The organism is Sediminibacterium sp. GW821-FHT12F12 (genome assembly GCF_058806635.1).
Window position 1 is genome coordinate 100998 of the sequence record NZ_JBXAPW010000011.1, and the last position, 15931, is coordinate 116928.

General features: G+C 44.2%; 13 protein-coding genes. 11 read left to right on the top strand and 2 right to left on the bottom strand.

Annotated features, from left to right (window positions below; translation table 11 throughout):
- The first annotated feature begins 1 nt into the window (after position 1).
- Together AC1RNB_RS14815 and AC1RNB_RS14820 are read left to right on the top strand one after the other, a co-directional pair.
- Entirely contained in the window at positions 2 to 3166 is a 3165-nt protein-coding gene (locus AC1RNB_RS14815) for an efflux RND transporter permease subunit (RefSeq protein WP_493084027.1), read from the top strand.
- Between the two features lie 34 nt (positions 3167 to 3200).
- Complete coding sequence (locus tag AC1RNB_RS14820; RefSeq protein WP_493084029.1) at positions 3201 to 4610, top strand: TolC family protein; 1410 nt, start codon at positions 3201 to 3203, stop codon at positions 4608 to 4610.
- A gap of 208 nt (positions 4611 to 4818) precedes the next feature.
- Here AC1RNB_RS14820 and AC1RNB_RS14825 read toward each other — a convergent pair whose 3' ends face one another.
- Complete coding sequence (locus AC1RNB_RS14825) at positions 4819 to 6036, bottom strand: hypothetical protein (protein WP_493084031.1); 1218 nt, start codon at positions 6034 to 6036, stop codon at positions 4819 to 4821.
- A 61-nt stretch (positions 6037 to 6097) separates the two neighbouring features.
- Positions 6098 to 6694 carry a Crp/Fnr family transcriptional regulator gene (locus tag AC1RNB_RS14830; protein WP_493084033.1) on the bottom strand — a complete coding sequence of 199 codons (597 nt, stop codon included), beginning with the start codon at positions 6692 to 6694 and terminating at the stop codon, positions 6098 to 6100.
- 241 nt (positions 6695 to 6935) lie between these two features.
- On the opposite strand from AC1RNB_RS14830, the gene AC1RNB_RS14835 reads away from it, so the two are divergent.
- The 9 genes from AC1RNB_RS14835 (at position 6936) to AC1RNB_RS14875 (ending at position 15914) form a co-directional block, all read left to right on the top strand.
- Positions 6936 to 7412 (top strand): c-type cytochrome, encoded by a 477-nt coding sequence (locus AC1RNB_RS14835; protein ID WP_493084035.1) that lies wholly within the window; start codon positions 6936 to 6938, stop codon positions 7410 to 7412.
- A gap of 57 nt (positions 7413 to 7469) precedes the next feature.
- On the top strand, positions 7470 to 9470 hold the full coding sequence (gene nosZ / locus AC1RNB_RS14840; RefSeq protein WP_493084036.1) for a Sec-dependent nitrous-oxide reductase: 2001 nt from the start codon (positions 7470 to 7472) through the stop codon (positions 9468 to 9470).
- Between the two features lie 131 nt (positions 9471 to 9601).
- Positions 9602 to 10618, top strand: a complete 1017-nt coding sequence (locus AC1RNB_RS14845) for a nitrous oxide reductase accessory protein NosL (RefSeq protein WP_493084037.1) — start codon at positions 9602 to 9604, stop codon at positions 10616 to 10618.
- Positions 10615 to 11847, top strand: a complete 1233-nt coding sequence (locus AC1RNB_RS14850; protein ID WP_493084039.1) for a nitrous oxide reductase family maturation protein NosD — start codon at positions 10615 to 10617, stop codon at positions 11845 to 11847. Before AC1RNB_RS14845 ends, AC1RNB_RS14850 begins: the two co-directional genes overlap by 4 nt.
- A gap of 26 nt (positions 11848 to 11873) precedes the next feature.
- A complete protein-coding gene (locus AC1RNB_RS14855) occupies positions 11874 to 12587 on the top strand; it encodes an ABC transporter ATP-binding protein (protein WP_493084041.1) in 714 nt (237 codons plus the stop codon).
- Positions 12584 to 13351 (top strand): ABC transporter permease subunit, encoded by a 768-nt coding sequence (locus tag AC1RNB_RS14860; protein WP_493084043.1) that lies wholly within the window; start codon positions 12584 to 12586, stop codon positions 13349 to 13351. Before AC1RNB_RS14855 ends, AC1RNB_RS14860 begins: the two co-directional genes overlap by 4 nt.
- A 25-nt stretch (positions 13352 to 13376) precedes the next feature.
- The gene (locus tag AC1RNB_RS14865; protein ID WP_493084045.1) at positions 13377 to 13772 is read left to right on the top strand and encodes a group III truncated hemoglobin; all 396 of its coding nucleotides are present in this window, start codon (positions 13377 to 13379) and stop codon (positions 13770 to 13772) included.
- Positions 13773 to 14392: 620 nt separating this feature from the next.
- Positions 14393 to 15064: a ferredoxin reductase domain-containing protein gene (locus AC1RNB_RS14870; protein WP_493084047.1), complete on the top strand. Its 672-nt coding sequence runs from the start codon at positions 14393 to 14395 to the stop codon at positions 15062 to 15064.
- On the top strand, positions 15027 to 15914 hold the full coding sequence (locus AC1RNB_RS14875; RefSeq protein ID WP_493084049.1) for an alpha/beta fold hydrolase: 888 nt from the start codon (positions 15027 to 15029) through the stop codon (positions 15912 to 15914). Before AC1RNB_RS14870 ends, AC1RNB_RS14875 begins: the two co-directional genes overlap by 38 nt.
- The last annotated feature ends 17 nt before the right edge of the window (positions 15915 to 15931 follow it).

A 15931-nucleotide genomic window follows, 5' to 3' on the forward strand; every position in this document is an offset into this window, starting at 1 on the left:
TATGATAAAAAAATTTATCGAAAGGCCCGTATTATCAACGGTGATTTCTATCCTGTTGGTGTTACTTGGCATGATTTCTCTTTTTTCTTTACCGATTACCCAGTTCCCTGATATCGCACCGCCCAGTGTTCAGGTTACTGCCAATTATCCCGGTGCTGATGCAGAAGTAGTAGCCCGTTCGGTGGCCACACCACTGGAAGAATCGATCAACGGTGTTGAAAATATGACCTATATGACGTCCAATTCCAACAATGATGGTACGATGACGTTGAATGTTTTCTTTAAATCCGGTACGGATCCCGATATCGCTTCTGTGAATGTGCAAAACCGTGTTGCAAAAGCAAACAGCCTGATTCCGCAGGAAGTATTACAGGCGGGACTTACTACGCAAAAGCAGCAGAACGGTATTATTATGGCCATCGTTCTGTATAGTAACGATACAGCTTTTACAGAAAGTTTTTTGCAGAACTACGCCAAAATCAACATGATCCCGCGGATACAACGGGTACATGGTGTAGGTCAGGCATTGATATTTGGCTCGAAAGATTATGCCATGCGTTTATGGCTGAAACCCGATCGGCTCGCCGCGTATCATTTATCTGCACAGGAAGTGCTGGCAGCGATCAGAGAACAGAACCTGGAAGCGGCCCCCGGTAAGTTTGGTGAGGGTAGCCAGGAATCATTTGAATATGTGATCAAATACAAAGGGAAATTAAATGAAGGGCAGCAGTATGAGAACATCATACTAAAAGCTAATACAGATGGCTCCATGATCAGGCTGAAAGATATTGCCCGTGTTGAGTTTGGTTCATTCAGTTATACGGCATCGGCCAAAGTGGATAAGGGGCCATCTACGGGCATCCTGATTTATCAGACGGCGGGCTCTAATGCAAATGATATCCTTACAGAAGTGGATAAAATATTACAGGAGACCATCAAATCTTTACCAAAGGGGATCAAAACCTTTATTCCTTATTCTGCAAAAGAATTTCTGGATGCATCTATCGATAAAGTAAAACGCACTTTACTGGAGGCATTTGTACTTGTGTTTATTGTAGTATTTCTTTTTTTACAGGATTTCAGGTCAACGCTGATACCTGCTATTGCAGTGCCGGTAGCCATATTGGGAACATTTTTCTTTATGCAGTTATTTGGATTTACCATTAACCTGCTTACACTTTTTGCATTGATCCTTGCCATTGGTATTGTGGTGGATGATGCCATAGTGGTAGTGGAAGCTGTGCATACAAAAATGGAAACAGAACATTTACCTGCACGTGCAGCTACGATTAAGAGTATGGGTGAGATATCCGGAGCCATCATCTCTATTACCTTGGTGATGGCTGCTGTGTTTGTGCCGGTTGGATTTATGCAGGGGCCGGCCGGAATTTTTTATAAACAGTTCGCATTTACCTTGGCTATTGCCATCCTGATCTCTGCCCTGAATGCATTAACGCTGAGCCCTGCCCTGGCGGCTCTTTTCTTAAAACGGAACCCGCACATAGCCGATGCCAAACCCGAAGGATTTAAGGCAAAGTTCTTTCATGCATTCAATACTTCGTTTCAGCATATGACCACGCGTTATACGCATAGTCTTCATTTTCTGATCAAAACAAAATGGGTGGCCATTACGGCATTGGTGGCCATCACCGTTGCAACCGTCGTATTGGTAAAAAAATCTCCATCCGGATTTATTCCTACCGAAGATCAGAGTATTTTTCTGTACTCATTAAATATGCCTGCCGGTTCTTCACTGGAAAGAACCCGGAAAGTGGTTGACCAGGCAGATAGTATTATTCGTACAGTAGAAGGCGTTGAAAAAGTATACAGTGTGGCTGGTATGAATATTATTACCAACGCCACCAGTCCGATGAGCGGTCTTGCTTTTGTTAAATTGAAGAAACCCGGTACCAGAGGAAAAACAGAAGATATTAACCAGATACTTGGCGATGTAAACCAGAAGCTATCTGTGATATCGAAAGCCAATCTTTTCACATTTACATTGCCTACTGTACAGGGTTTTGGTAATACCAATGGATTTGAGTTGCTGCTACAGGACAGGGCGGGAGGTAAACTTTCGGATCTGAACAATGTAACCAATGAGTTTATCGGGGAGCTGATGAAACGGAAAGAGATTGCTTACGCGTTTACCACTTTTAATACCAGTAACCCACAATACAGAGTGAATATTGATGAAGAAAAAACAAAACAATTAGGAGTGTCTGTAAGTGAATTACTGCAAACATTACAGGTGTTTTACGGCAGTTATATGGCATCTGATTTTAATCGATTTGGGAAACAGTATAAAGTGATCCTGCAATCAGACGTGAATTACCGCATTGATCCGTCTACATTACATAATGTGCAGGTAAAAAACAATGCGGCACAAATGATCCCCATAACAACTTTGATTTCGCTTGAGAAAGTGTATGGTCCTGAAACTGTGACGAGGAACAACCTGTTTAATGCAGTAACTGTTAACGGTATTCCTAAACCCGGGTTCAGTTCCGGTGAGGCATTGAAAGCTGTGGAGGAGGTTGCTGCTGCCTATTTGCCCAGAGGATATGCCTATGAATGGTCCGGCTTAACCAGGGAAGAACAGCAATCGGGTTCTCAAACTTCTTTGATTTTTATCATGTCGCTCGTGTTTGTGTATTTCCTGCTGGCAGCGCAGTATGAAAGTTACATCTTACCATTGGCGGTAATACTTTCTGTGCCAACCGGTATATTGGGTGTTTTTGCATTTATTAATCTGGCAGGCATTGATAACAATATTTACGTACAGGTTTGCCTGATTATGCTGATTGGCCTGCTGGCAAAAAACGCTATCCTGATAGTGGAATATGCTGTGCAAAGAAGACATGCAGGACTATCCATCCCGCATGCAGCCATTGAAGCCGCAAAATTACGGTTACGTCCGATATTGATGACTTCATTTGCATTTATTGCCGGGTTGCTTCCATTGTTAACGGCCAAAGGTGCTTCTGCCATGGGAAACCGTTCAATTGGCACAGGTGCGGTAGGTGGAATGTTAACAGGGGTATTGCTCGGCATCTTCATCATACCGGTACTGTTTGTGATTTTCCAACACCTGCAGGAAAAAATCGGCCGGAAAAAAATTGTTGAACATGATAACTGGATAGAGGAGAGGATAGAAAAGAAATAAACGTCCCGTTATTAGTCAATAAAAAACAAATAAAATGAACAAATACTTCAATACTTACATCATCACCATGCTGCTGGTACTGGCCGGGTGCAGCGTATCAAAAGAGATGGCGAGACCAACACCAGCGTTACCCGTCAATTTCAGGAATGCGGTAAATGCCGACAGCAACAGCATTGCCGATCTCCAGTGGAAGGATTATTTTACAGATCCCTCCCTGCAGAAACTGATCGATACTGCGATCGTTAAAAATCACGACCTGCTTATAGCGTTTAAAAATATAGAGGCAGCGCAACGCTTGTTGATACAAACCCGGTATGCTTACCTGCCTGATGTGAAACTGCAGACAGGTATTACTGTGAATCGTCCATCGGATAACAGTCTGAATGGACTCAGTCTTAGCCAGTTTCTTGGAAAATCATATGTAGAGGATTATACAACAGGTATTGGTATTTCATGGGAGGCTGATATCTGGGGTAAAATCAAAAACCAAAAGGCAACTGCATTGGCGGCATTTCTTCAAACCGGAGAAGCCAGGAAAGCCGTTCAAACAAATCTTGTAGCCAATATTGCAAAAGGGTATTACAATCTTTTAATGCTGGATGCGCAACTTGCCGTGGCAAAAAAGAACGTAGTACTGAACGACAGTACACTGCAGATCGTTAAACTGCAATACAGTGCCGGACAGGTAACAGAATTGGCTGTTCAGCAAACAGAGGCGCAAAGGCTGGCTGCTGTACAGTTGATTCCTCAGTTTGAGCAGGCAATCGTGGTAGAGGAAAACGCACTCAGCATATTAACGGGTGTTTTGCCGGAACATATCCAACGTAATACAATACTGACTAATGTGGCTGTGCCGGGTAATTCAGCAACGGGTCTGCCTTCGGAAATGGTGAGTCGTAGGCCGGATGTGAAGCAGTATGAACTGGCACTTACCATTGCCAATGCCAAAACGGGTATTGCCCAGGCCAATATGTATCCCTCTCTGAATATTACTGCCGGTGCAGGGGTGAATGCGTTTAAAGCATCCAGCTGGTTTTCTATTCCTGCATCCCTGTTTGGAACGGTGGCAGGCGGTATAACGGCACCCTTGTTTCAACGGAAACAATTACAGACACAATACGATGTAGCGAAAGTAGAAAGGGAAAAAACGGTCATACAGTTCCGGCAATCAGTATTAAAGGCGGTTGGTGAAGTTTCGGATGCGATGGTGAAGATCCAGAAATTACAAGAGCAGCAAACCATTGCTTCGCTGCGCCGGAATACGCTCGAAAAAGCCATCAGGAACGCACAACTGCTGTTTAAGAACGGTATGGCAACATATCTGGAAGTACTCTCTGCACAAAGTAACCTGCTCCAAAGCGAACTGGAAACAGATGCTATCCGGAAGGCGCAGCTTAACGAGAATGTTGAATTGTACAGGGCCTTAGGCGGAGGATGGAGATGAACTGTTTTGAGTAGTTTACACGCTGGTTAAACAGAGAACCAGGAATGATAAAAGCAAGAAGACCCGCCATTGATTTCCTCGTTTCCATTGTTTGAACAGGGGAAATGTTATATGCGCCCGGCGACACATTCTGATAAAGAGAGGTTGTTTCAAGAGTCTGAGATAACCTCTCTTTATTTTACTATGTACAAACGGGTGCCGGGTGATTTTATGATTTTACTTTACTGAAGCCGAGCAGCATCAGTAGGATACCGGTGAAGAGGATAACTGCTGTTAATAACAGGGACTCATTGATCAAAGGAATAGTGTGGTAACCAAGTGCCGCCATCCCTTGTATCATCAATACACATTCGTTGAGGATGACACCTCCTGCAAACCATTTGATTCCGGTGAGTAATGTTTTGCCCGCAGTAGACCATCTGTAAGAAACGATATAAGCTATCAGGAAAATACTGAACATACCCAGCAGTACCAGGTGCAGGTAACCGATTACGATGGGGCGGAAACCAAAAGCCAACTGGCTGAGCGAAGGAATGGTAGATCCTAGTTGCAACAGGATTTTAATGGTAGTGGCCAATGCCGCCAGTATCAATAACCAACTGATATTTTTTGGGAAAATATCCGCCAAAACGGTTTTATAAATATTATAAAGCCGGAGAAACAGAAACCAAGCCCAGGCCTGTGCCAATGCAGAAAAGATCACCAGCACATACACCGCTACTGGCATTGGTAGCCAAAGGGCCGATAAGAGATAGGCCGGTATACTGGCAAAAGCAAATAAGCGGAAAATGGTTTGTAAGGTTGGCCTGAGTGCTGTAAGATGTTCCATGCGGGCTGTCAGCAAACCCATGGCCGCAAAAAAGAACCAACCATTATACTGGAAGTGCAGAAAAAAATACACGGCGGCCAGGTACCAGTTCTGGTGAACGGTATGGGTGGCCATCATAAAGGCAAGTGCGAAAGCACCCAGTGAAGAAAGCACATTTAACAGCAGTGCGGCTTTGAACCACTGGTGACTGATCCTGTTTTCTCTGAGACGGTTCAGGTCTTTCCAGTAAACCATGGTGAAGATATATGAGACAATAATGGATAAAGTGGAGAAGCTGATACTCCACCCACCATACCCCTGTATCGGGAACCAGAACAGCATACCATAGGCCGTAAGCAGGTTGGCCCATACTAAGCCACGGTATTTGCGAAACATGTCTACGCCGCTTTCGCGGGATAGGTACTGTATGAGGAATACCATCAGAGTATGGGAGATCCATCCGGCAAAAGCAAAATGGGAATGACCGTGCAGCAGGTGTTTCTGATCGATAAAAGGTAAGGAGAAAGCGATCTTGTAACGAAGTATTACGCCGATAATAGCGACCAGTAATAAATTAATCAGAGAAACCTGTAACCACCTGGATAAAGAAGAACGCATACCTGTCGTTTACCGGCAAAGGAACTGCGAACCAGGGTAAAGCGGTATGATTGTAATCATATCAGCAGAACACTTTTCCTTTTTCGATCACCAGCTCGCCTCTGTCGTGCATATGGCGCATGGCACGAATCACCGTTTCAACACGTAAACCGGTCATATCAGCGATCTGCTGGCGGGTCAGTTTCAGTTGGTTACATTTGGGGCAGAAATTTTTGTTCTCTGTTTTCAGGTAATTGATCAGCGTAGCAATCCGGGCTTCCGGTGCATATAATGCCAGTGATTTAATGAGCAGGAATTTAAAACGGACTCTTTTGGCGAGCAAGCGGGTAAAAGAAAAATGAATTTCCGGGCTGTCTTTCAATAATTGTGTAAACGAACTCCGATGCAGGCGTATCAGTACGGCATCTTCTTCTGCAATGGCAGTGGCGGCATAAGGGCCTTCATCAAATAAGGGGATTTCTCCGAAACACTCGCCGGGGTCTATCAGGGTCTGAATATATTCATTGCCTTCCTCATCTACGTTTACCCACCGAACAATGCCACTGACCAGTTGATAGTAAAAATGGCAGGCAGTTCCTTCCTGAAAGATGATTTCGCCAGCGGATACTTTTTTATAAGCAGCCCCGCAGGCAAGCAAAAGATCAATGTCTATCATCATAAGTGGCGGTTTGTGTAGTACCATCAAAACTATCCTTCCCCAATGCCTTTGTAGATGACCAGTATCATCTGAATATATGATTTAAATCAGGTTTTTGCAAGATTGATTTATAACGGGTTGATAGTCAGTATGACTATTTCTCACGTTCCCTTTTTTTATCCGGTATGATTCAACGCATAAAATGCCGGTAAAAGCATGGGTAATCTTGTATATGCAATTATTCAATCAAAAAACTACGACCATGAAAAAAACGATTACAGCCATTATTGTTGTAGCGGCTATGTACGCATGTGGAAACCAGAACGGAACCGCTACGGCAGAAAATGCATCGGCGGGTGAAGAAAAAAAAGAATCATCCACCAATCCCTCTTATGATCCTGAAAGAGGAGAAGGTAAGTTCAAAACCGTAGAAATTCCTGCAACCGTGGATGCGGCCCTGGCAGAGAAAGGAAACAAAGTGTATGGCGTAAAGTGCAGCAGCTGTCATAAGTTAACCGAAGAGAAACTGGTTGGTCCCGGCTGGAAAGGGGTAACCACCCGTTTTACCGCTCCCTGGATCATGAACTTCATCACCAATACCGACGAGATGCTGACCAAGGATCCCAAAGCACAGGCACAGCTGGAGATCTGTCTGGTGCGTATGCCTAACCAGAACCTGAGCGATGATGATGCCCGCAGCCTGTACGAGTTTATGCGTAAGAACGATGGGGTGAAATAATCCATCTCCATCTTACTAACCAACTGAGTTTATCAACGAACCTTTAAACATATCAGCATGAAAAAGACAAACTATAATGCGATCGCCATGGCGTCCTTCGCATTATTGCTGGGGATGCTTTCCTGCAAACCCAAGAACGCCGGAAATGCCGTTAGTGCCGATGCCGCCGCCAAAACGTATGTGGCACCCGGCAAGTATGATGAGTATTATAATTTTGTTTCCGGTGGTTTCAGCGGACAGATGGCTGTGTACGGATTGCCCAGTGGCCGCTTGTTACGCGTGATCCCGGCTTTTTCGGTTGATCCGGAAAAAGGATGGGGCTACAGCGAAGAAACCAAACCTATGCTGAATACTTCACACGGTTTTGTGCCATGGGATGATCTTCACCACCCCGAATTGTCTCAGACCAATGGTGAGATTGACGGTCGCTGGGTATTTGGTAACGCCAATAATACCCCCCGCGTGGCCCGTATCGATCTGACTACCTTCCGTACGGCAGAGATCATTGAGTTACCCAATAGTGCCGGTAACCACTCTTCTCCCTTCATCACTGAAAATACCGAATACGTTGTGGCCGGTACCCGTTTCAGTGTGCCTCCGGATAATGTAAGCGGTGATATTCCGATCAACACTTACAAACAAAACTTTAAAGGCACCCTGAGTTTTATCAGTGTAGCCAAAGAAGATGGTAAAATGGATATCGCTTTCCAGATCCAGTGTCCCGGTGTAAACTTCGACCTGAGCCATGCCGGTAAAGGTAAATCGCATGGCTGGTTTTTCTTCAGCTGTTATAATACCGAACAGGCCAATACGCTGCTGGAAGTAAATGCTTCGCAGCGTGATAAGGATTTTATCATGGCAGTTAACTGGAAAAAAGCAGAAGAGTACCTCAAAGCCGGTAAAGGCAGAAAGCAGTCTGTAAAATATGCCAGCAACCGCTGGGATGAAAAAACACATTCTGCTACTTCTACCATCAAAACAGAAGTGATCGTTCTGGATTCGAAAGAACTGAAAGATATCTGTTATATGATCCCCTGTCCTAAATCTCCACACGGCTGCGATGTAGATCCTACCGGTGAATATATCGTAGGTAGTGGTAAACTGGCCGCATTGATCCCTGTATTCAGTTTCGATAAAATGATCAAAGCCATTGCTGCCAAAGATTATGCCGGCGAATACGATGGTATTCCGGTGATCAAATACGAATCTGCTTTATACGGTGAAGTGAAAAAACCAGGCCTCGGACCTTTGCATACCGAGTTTGATGGTAAGGGTAATGCCTACACTTCTTTCTTTGTATCGAGCGAAGTGGTGAAATGGAATATCAAAGACCTGAAAGTACTGGACCGTGTACCTACTTACTATTCTGTAGGGCACCTCTCTATCCCCGGTGGTGACACCAAAAAACCATCTGCTAAATACCTGGTTGCCTATAACAAAATCACTAAAGACCGTTTTCTGCCTACCGGACCAGAACTGGCACAAAGTGCACAGCTCTATGATATCAGTGGCGATAAGATGCAGCTGATCCTGGATTTCCCTACCATTGGTGAACCACACTATGCGCAGTCGGCACCGGCAGATCTTATCCGGAAAAATTCTGTTAAGTTCTTTAAGATCGATGAGAACAAACATCCCTATGTATCCAAAGGAGAAAGTGAGTCTAAAGTGGTGAGAGAAGGCAATAAAGTGCATATATACATGACGGCCATCCGTTCACACTTCTCCCCGGATAATATTGAAGGCATCAGGGTGGGAGATGAAGTGTTTTTCCATGTAACCAACCTGGAACAGGATTGGGACGTGCCACACGGCTTTGCCGTGAAAGGAGCTTCCAACGCGGAACTGCTGATTATGCCGGGCGAAACACAGACATTACGCTGGACTCCTGAAAAAACAGGTATGTACCCGGTTTATTGTACCGATTTCTGTAGTGCTTTACACCAGGAAATGCAGGGGTATGTACGGGTATCGCCTGCAGGAAGTAATGTGCCGCTTACATTTAGTCTGGGAACCAACCAGCCTAAAGCAGAACCCGCTCCGGCTCCTAAGAAATAAATCATACATATCCGTAACAGCTGTATTATCTGTTACGGATATTTTACCAGCCCGGAAACCCATTGCGGAAAATAGTGAATGCTGTTTCCGGGCTGTTTGTATGTGATAATTGAATCTCACAAATTATTGCCATGAACAAGTTAAAAACATCATCCCGTTCCTTGTTGATCCTGTGCGGGCTGGCTTTGCTGGTTGTATTGTTTGTACCCATGTGGCGGATAGACCTTGACGCACCGCAATACCCGGAAGGGTTGATGTTACAGATCTATGCCAATAAACTGGCGGGTAACGTGGATATTATTAACGGACTGAACCATTATATCGGGATGAAAACACTGCATGCAGACGATTTTCCCGAGTTCAGGATCCTGCCCGGCATCATTGTTTTTTTCAGTTTACTGTCCATCATCGTAGCAGTTGCAGGTAAAAGAAAATGGCTGAACCTGTTACTGACATTATTCATTTTATTTGGCGTGATTGCGATGATCGATTTCTGGAGATGGGAGTATCAATATGGTCACGACCTCAATCCTGATGCAGCCATCCGTATTCCCGGTATGGCTTACCAGCCTCCCTTGATCGGGTTTAAACAGTTATTGAATTTTGGCGCCTATTCCATTCCCGATATTGGCGGATGGATATTTGTAGGAGTAGGAGCCATCCTGCTGTTGCTGGTAATCCTTGAAACACGCCGCGCTAAACTTTCTCGGAACCTTACCGGTGTTGCGGGCATGTTAGTACTGGCCGTTTCTATCACAAGCCTCACAGGTTGCAGTACGGCACCCGAAGTGATACGTTATGGGAAAGACAATTGCTATTCCTGCAAAATGACGATCACCGATAACCGTTTTGGGGCCGAACTGGTAACCCGGAAGGGAAAGACCTATAAGTTTGATGATGCACATTGTATCTTATCCTTCCTGCATGCAGATGCAGTAGATAAAAAAGAGATTGCAGCCGTTTATTTCACTGATTTTGCCGGCGACCATCAACTCATAAATGCTACGGAAGCTTTTTTCCTGCAGAGCGAACTGTTCCAGAGTCCCATGAATGGAAACCTGGCTGCCTTCCGTGTAGAAGACAGTATGAAAAAAATGGAGATCCAATATACGGCTGCCCGCATTAACTGGGACCAACTCAACAAATGAAATACCTTCTCTTTATATTCTCTTTGTGTGTTCTTGTAACCAATCTACAGGCAACTACCCGGCAGGTTGGCAAAAACAAGGAATATGCAACCGTTACGGCTGCTATCAAAGCGGCCAACACAGGCGATACGGTGCTGGTGTTTGCGGGCCTGTACCGCGAAAAGAACCTTGTCATCGCCAAGAAAATTGTACTGAAGGGAACCGGATACCCGGTGCTGGACGGTGAAAAAAAATACGAAGTGATCTCCATCAAAACCAATGGGGTAGTGGTGGAAGGATTTCGCATTATCCATTCAGGTGTGTCCAGTATTGACGACATGGGTGGTATTAAGATTTATGATAGCCGCGACGTAATGATCCGGAATAATATTCTGGAGGATACCTTCTTTGGCATTTATGTACAATACGGGAAGCATTGCATTATCGAGAATAACCGCATCACTGCCTATGCACAGGAAGAGCAGCAGAGTGGTAACGGCATTCATTGCTGGAAAAGCGACAGCTTGCAGATCATCGGCAATACGGTAAGCGGCCAGAGGGATGGGATATATTTTGAATTTGTAACCAACTCGGTGATCTGGCGAAATACTTCTTTCCGCAATATCCGTTATGGTTTACACTTTATGTTCTCACACAATGATGCCTATATCGCTAATCACTTTACCCATAACGGCGCGGGTGTAGCGGTCATGTATTCGCACGGTGTTAAAATGTACAGTAATGTGTTTGAAGAAAACTGGGGTGATGCTGCTTATGGTTTGTTGTTAAAAGAGATATCAGACAGTTATATTGATGGTAACACTTTTATCAAAAACACCAGCGGTATTTATATGGAAGGTGCCAGCCGGATTCATATGCAGAAGAACCAGTTTCAGAACAATGGCTGGGGTATGAAAATACAGGCCAGCTGTATGGATATAGAAGTAACCAAAAATAATTTCATTGGTAACACATTTGATGTGGGTACCAACGGCTCATTGGTACTGAACACGTTCAACAGTAATTACTGGGATAAATACGACGGGTATGATCTGAACAAAGATAAAGTGGGAGATGTGCCTTATCGTCCTGTAAGTATGTATTCAATGATTGTGGAGAAGAACCCACCGGCTATGTTACTGTTCCGGAGTTTTATTACTACGCTGTTAGACAAAACCGAAAAAGTATTACCCAGTTTAACACCGGAGGGATTGAAGGATAGCCGTCCACAAATGAAAAGATTATTCTGATCAACCAATCGATTAAAGAACCTGATATGATCATAGCCAATAATGTTTCTAAAAAATTCGGCAAACTGCAGGCACTGCAGAATGTATCGGTTACCTGTAACAAAGGCGAATGTATTGCATTGATCGGCCCCAACGGCAGCGGTAAAACCACGTTGATCAAAAGTATACTCGGCATGGTAGTGCCTGATAGTGGTTTTATTACTTTTAATGGCAACAACATCCTGCATCACTGGCAGTACAGGAGCGAGATCGGTTATATGCCACAGATCGGCCGATACCCTGATAATATGCGGATTGTGGATGTGTTAAATATGATGAAAGATATCCGCCAGCACAAAGCTGCTATTGATGAAGAGCTGATTGCCGCTTTTGGACTGGAGGAACTGAAGCAGAAACGGATGCGCACCCTCTCGGGGGGTACCCGCCAGAAAGTAAGTGCCTGCCTGGCATTTCTGTTTGACCCGCAGGTATTGATCTTAGATGAACCTACGGCCGGACTGGACCCGGTTTCGTCGGAGATCCTGAAAGGAAAAATTATCCGTGAAAAACAGAAAGGCAAACTGGTACTCGTAACCTCGCATGTATTGAGCGAGCTGGACGACCTGGTAACACAGGTCATTTATATGCAGGATGGAGAACTCCGCTTTCACAAAACCATTGAAGCGCTGCGCGAGGATACCGGTCAGGAAAAATTATCCAAAGCCATTGCGCATGTCATGTTAAATGCATCTAGGATATGAAAAAGATCATCAAATATGTAATGGCTGATATACTGCGGAACCGGATCGTGCTGGTGTACCTGCTCTTTTTATTGGTGGCATCGTTCAGCGTGTTTAGTCTGGAAGACAACAGCAGTAAAGGATTACTGAGCCTGTTGAATATTATCCTGCTAATCGTGCCGTTGATCAGTATCATTTTCTCTACCATCTATGTGTATAACAGTGCTGAGTTCATTGAACTGCTGGTGAGCCAGCCACTGAAACGAAAAAGCATCTGGATCAGCCTTTTTATTGGGTTGGCTGGTTCTTTGTCCATTGCCTTTTTTATTGGGGTGGGTATCCCCGTATTGTTGTATGAGGCCAATATGGTTGGGTTTCTGATGATCGGGGTGGGCATTCTGTTGAGTACCATTTTTGTGGCCATTGCCATGCTGGCTGCGGTAAAAACCCGCGACAAAGCCAAAGGCATTGGGGTGGCCATTCTGTTGTGGGTGTATTTTTCAATTCTGTTTGATGGACTTGTATTATTTCTCCTGTTCCAGTTCGCCGATTATCCGCTGGAGAAAGCGATGGTAGGAGTGAGTGCTTTAAATCCCATTGATCTGTCCCGGATCCTGATTCTGCTGCAACTGGATGTATCTGCGATGATGGGGTATACCGGTGCCATTTTTAAAGATTTTTTTGGTACCACTACCGGCATGCTGATGTCGCTGCTGGTGCTGTTAACCTGGGTAAGTTTACCCGTCTGGTTATCGGTTCGCAATTTTAACCGCAAAGACCTTTGATCTAAACAGCTTAATCCTGTTTTCTATGAAAAGAGATATTGAAAACCGTGCTGATATTGAACTGCTGGTAAATGAATTTTACCGGAAAGTAACTGAAGATGATGTGATCGGCTTCATCTTCTCGGATATTGTGAAAATGAACTGGGAGAAACACCTGCCTGTCATGTATGATTTCTGGGACAATGCCCTGTTCTTCACCGGCACTTATTCCGGCAATCCGATGAACCTGCACAAACACCTGCACCATATCCGCCCGCTCGACAGTAAACATTTCTCCCGCTGGGTAGATCTTTTTCTGGCAACGGTAGATGAGTATTTTGAAGGCGAAAAAGCCTCCCTCGCCCGGCAGAGGGCCATCAGTATTGCTGCGGTGATGGAGGAGAAGATACTGCAATACCGGACGGAGGAGAAGATGCTGTAAATGACTTGCAGCGTTCCGCTGTTATTCCTGCCGCTGTTGGTCACCGACCAACAGCCTTTTCATTAATTCACGGTTAGTTTTCCGTTTTAGAACGATTGAGTATACCCGTAGTGCAATGGCGGAATGGTTGTGTATGTAAGTTAGTTCAAGAAAAGAAGGACAGAAGAGGAGGAAAAAAGCAGATCCGTTTGTGTAGCGCTCATTTAGCCCAACCTTCAGGCTAGAACAATAATCTCATCCACTATACCGGGCTTCAGCTCTGACTTTTGGGGTTGAAGCCCGGTAAGATATAAAAGAGTCGTTCACCCACATGCTAAAGCATAGGGTTATAAAATGATGTGCTCGCATTACAAAGGGCAATAACGATTAATTAGTAATAAAAATTCCACAGGTAGTAAGCATTCCCAATATCCTGCTCACCATTATTCCCAGCCTGCAGGCTGGGGCAGCAATCTCATTCATTATATTGGGCTTCAGTCCTGATAGCCATACAGAATAGCAGGAGCGAGGATGTGTAAATCATGCAATTCTTGTAATCATTAGTGTAAGATGCCCCGATAGATCCATCAGTAGGTTTGTAAGTGTTACAATGTTCAGTTTAACAATAGTAAAAAACTACTATGGAAAATCATATTGTCAAGATAGCTTCCATCCATCATATCACACATGATGTGTTACGAATAGTTACAGACAAGCCCAAAGGATTTGAATTTCTGCCCGGTCAGGCTACGCAAATTGCTATTAACAAAACTGATTGGCTGGACGCAGAACGACCTTTCACTTTTACAAGTTTGCCAACAGACGATTTTTTAGAGTTTACGATCAAAACCTATCCGGAAAAAGAAGGTGTTACCAACGAACTGTTGCATTTGCAACCGCATGACGAGTTGGTGGTACATGCTGTTTTCGGGGCTATTACCTATAAAGGAGAAGGTGTTTTTATAGCCGGTGGGGCAGGAGTGACGCCTTTTATTTCCATATTCAGAGACCTGAAAGCCAAAGATGAAATTGGTAAAAACCGGTTATTGTTTGCCAACAAAACCCAGGCGGATATTATTCTCGAAAACGAATTTGAAACCTTGCTCGGCGATGCATTTGTGAACATCTTATCAGACCAGGAGGTAGAAGGTTATCAGTACGGTAGAATAACAGAAGCATTTCTGAAAGCCAATGTATCTGATTTTACACAACCCTTTTATATCTGTGGTCCACCGCCCATGATGAAGGAGATTGAAAAGCAGTTAATCAATATAGGTGTTAAAGAAGATCTCATTACCAAAGAAGTTTTTTAAAATACGATATATGCAAAACGCAAGCAAAGGTTACCATCTGACGATACCTGTTAATCATTTTTCATTATCTTATGATGATCTCGGAGAAGGAGATGTTCCGGTGATCTTTCTGCATGGTTTCCCTTTTGATAAAACGATGTGGCAGGGACAACTGGGATTTTTAAAGACTGATTACCGCGTAATTGCCTGTGATATAAGAGGTTTTGGAAACTCGGCCGATGAAGTTACTTCCCTGCGCATTGACTTGTTTAGTGAAGATCTGATTGCGTTTATGAATACTTTGCATATTAAGAAAGCGATCATTTGTGGCTTGTCTATGGGCGGTTTTATAGCGCTGAATGCCATACAAAGATTTCCTGATCGGTTTGAAGCATTGATATTATGTGATACACAGTGTATTGCCGATACAGCTGAAGCGAAGGCCAAGCGCTACGCGGTCATCGAGGATATAGCGGAAAATTGGGTAACTGATTTCAATGAGGGGTTTATCAAAAAAGTGTTTCATCTGGATTCAATAAGCCATAAAAAGGAATTGGTTGAAAGCCTGCGTAAGGTAGTATTTGCCAATTCTCCGCATATCATCTCTATGGGACTAACCGCACTGGCTGAACGTGCAGAAACCTGTTCTGCGTTGAACAGCATAACAGTTCCCACATTGATTATTTGTGGCAGAGAAGATGCCGTAACGCCACTGGCTCAATCAGAAAGTATGCACGCAGCTATAAAAGGATCAGTTCTGCAGGTGATCGATGATGCGGGTCATGTATCCAATCTTGAACAACCTCAGTTATTCAATAAATATCTGCTTGATTTTCTGACTGCTTTAAGTGGGGGAGATGCTAAAGAATAGCATATGACAATGGGAGC

Bases quoted from the DNA above. Each gene is read 5' to 3' on its own strand.
- AC1RNB_RS14865 (WP_493084045.1), top strand. From the start codon at position 13,377: ATGAAAAGAGATATTGAAAACCGTGCTGATATTGAACTGCTGGTAAAT.
- AC1RNB_RS14860 (WP_493084043.1), top strand. From the start codon at position 12,584: ATGAAAAAGATCATCAAATATGTAATGGCTGATATACTGCGGAACCGG.
- AC1RNB_RS14835 (WP_493084035.1), top strand. From the start codon at position 6,936: ATGAAAAAAACGATTACAGCCATTATTGTTGTAGCGGCTATGTACGCA.
- AC1RNB_RS14845 (WP_493084037.1), top strand. From the start codon at position 9,602: ATGAACAAGTTAAAAACATCATCCCGTTCCTTGTTGATCCTGTGCGGG.
- AC1RNB_RS14870 (WP_493084047.1), top strand. From the start codon at position 14,393: ATGGAAAATCATATTGTCAAGATAGCTTCCATCCATCATATCACACAT.
- AC1RNB_RS14820 (WP_493084029.1), top strand. From the start codon at position 3,201: ATGAACAAATACTTCAATACTTACATCATCACCATGCTGCTGGTACTG.
- AC1RNB_RS14830 (WP_493084033.1), bottom strand. From the start codon at position 6,694: ATGATGATAGACATTGATCTTTTGCTTGCCTGCGGGGCTGCTTATAAA.
- AC1RNB_RS14850 (WP_493084039.1), top strand. From the start codon at position 10,615: ATGAAATACCTTCTCTTTATATTCTCTTTGTGTGTTCTTGTAACCAAT.
- nosZ (WP_493084036.1), top strand. From the start codon at position 7,470: ATGAAAAAGACAAACTATAATGCGATCGCCATGGCGTCCTTCGCATTA.
- AC1RNB_RS14855 (WP_493084041.1), top strand. From the start codon at position 11,874: ATGATCATAGCCAATAATGTTTCTAAAAAATTCGGCAAACTGCAGGCA.
- AC1RNB_RS14825 (WP_493084031.1), bottom strand. From the start codon at position 6,036: ATGCGTTCTTCTTTATCCAGGTGGTTACAGGTTTCTCTGATTAATTTA.
- AC1RNB_RS14815 (WP_493084027.1), top strand. From the start codon at position 2: ATGATAAAAAAATTTATCGAAAGGCCCGTATTATCAACGGTGATTTCT.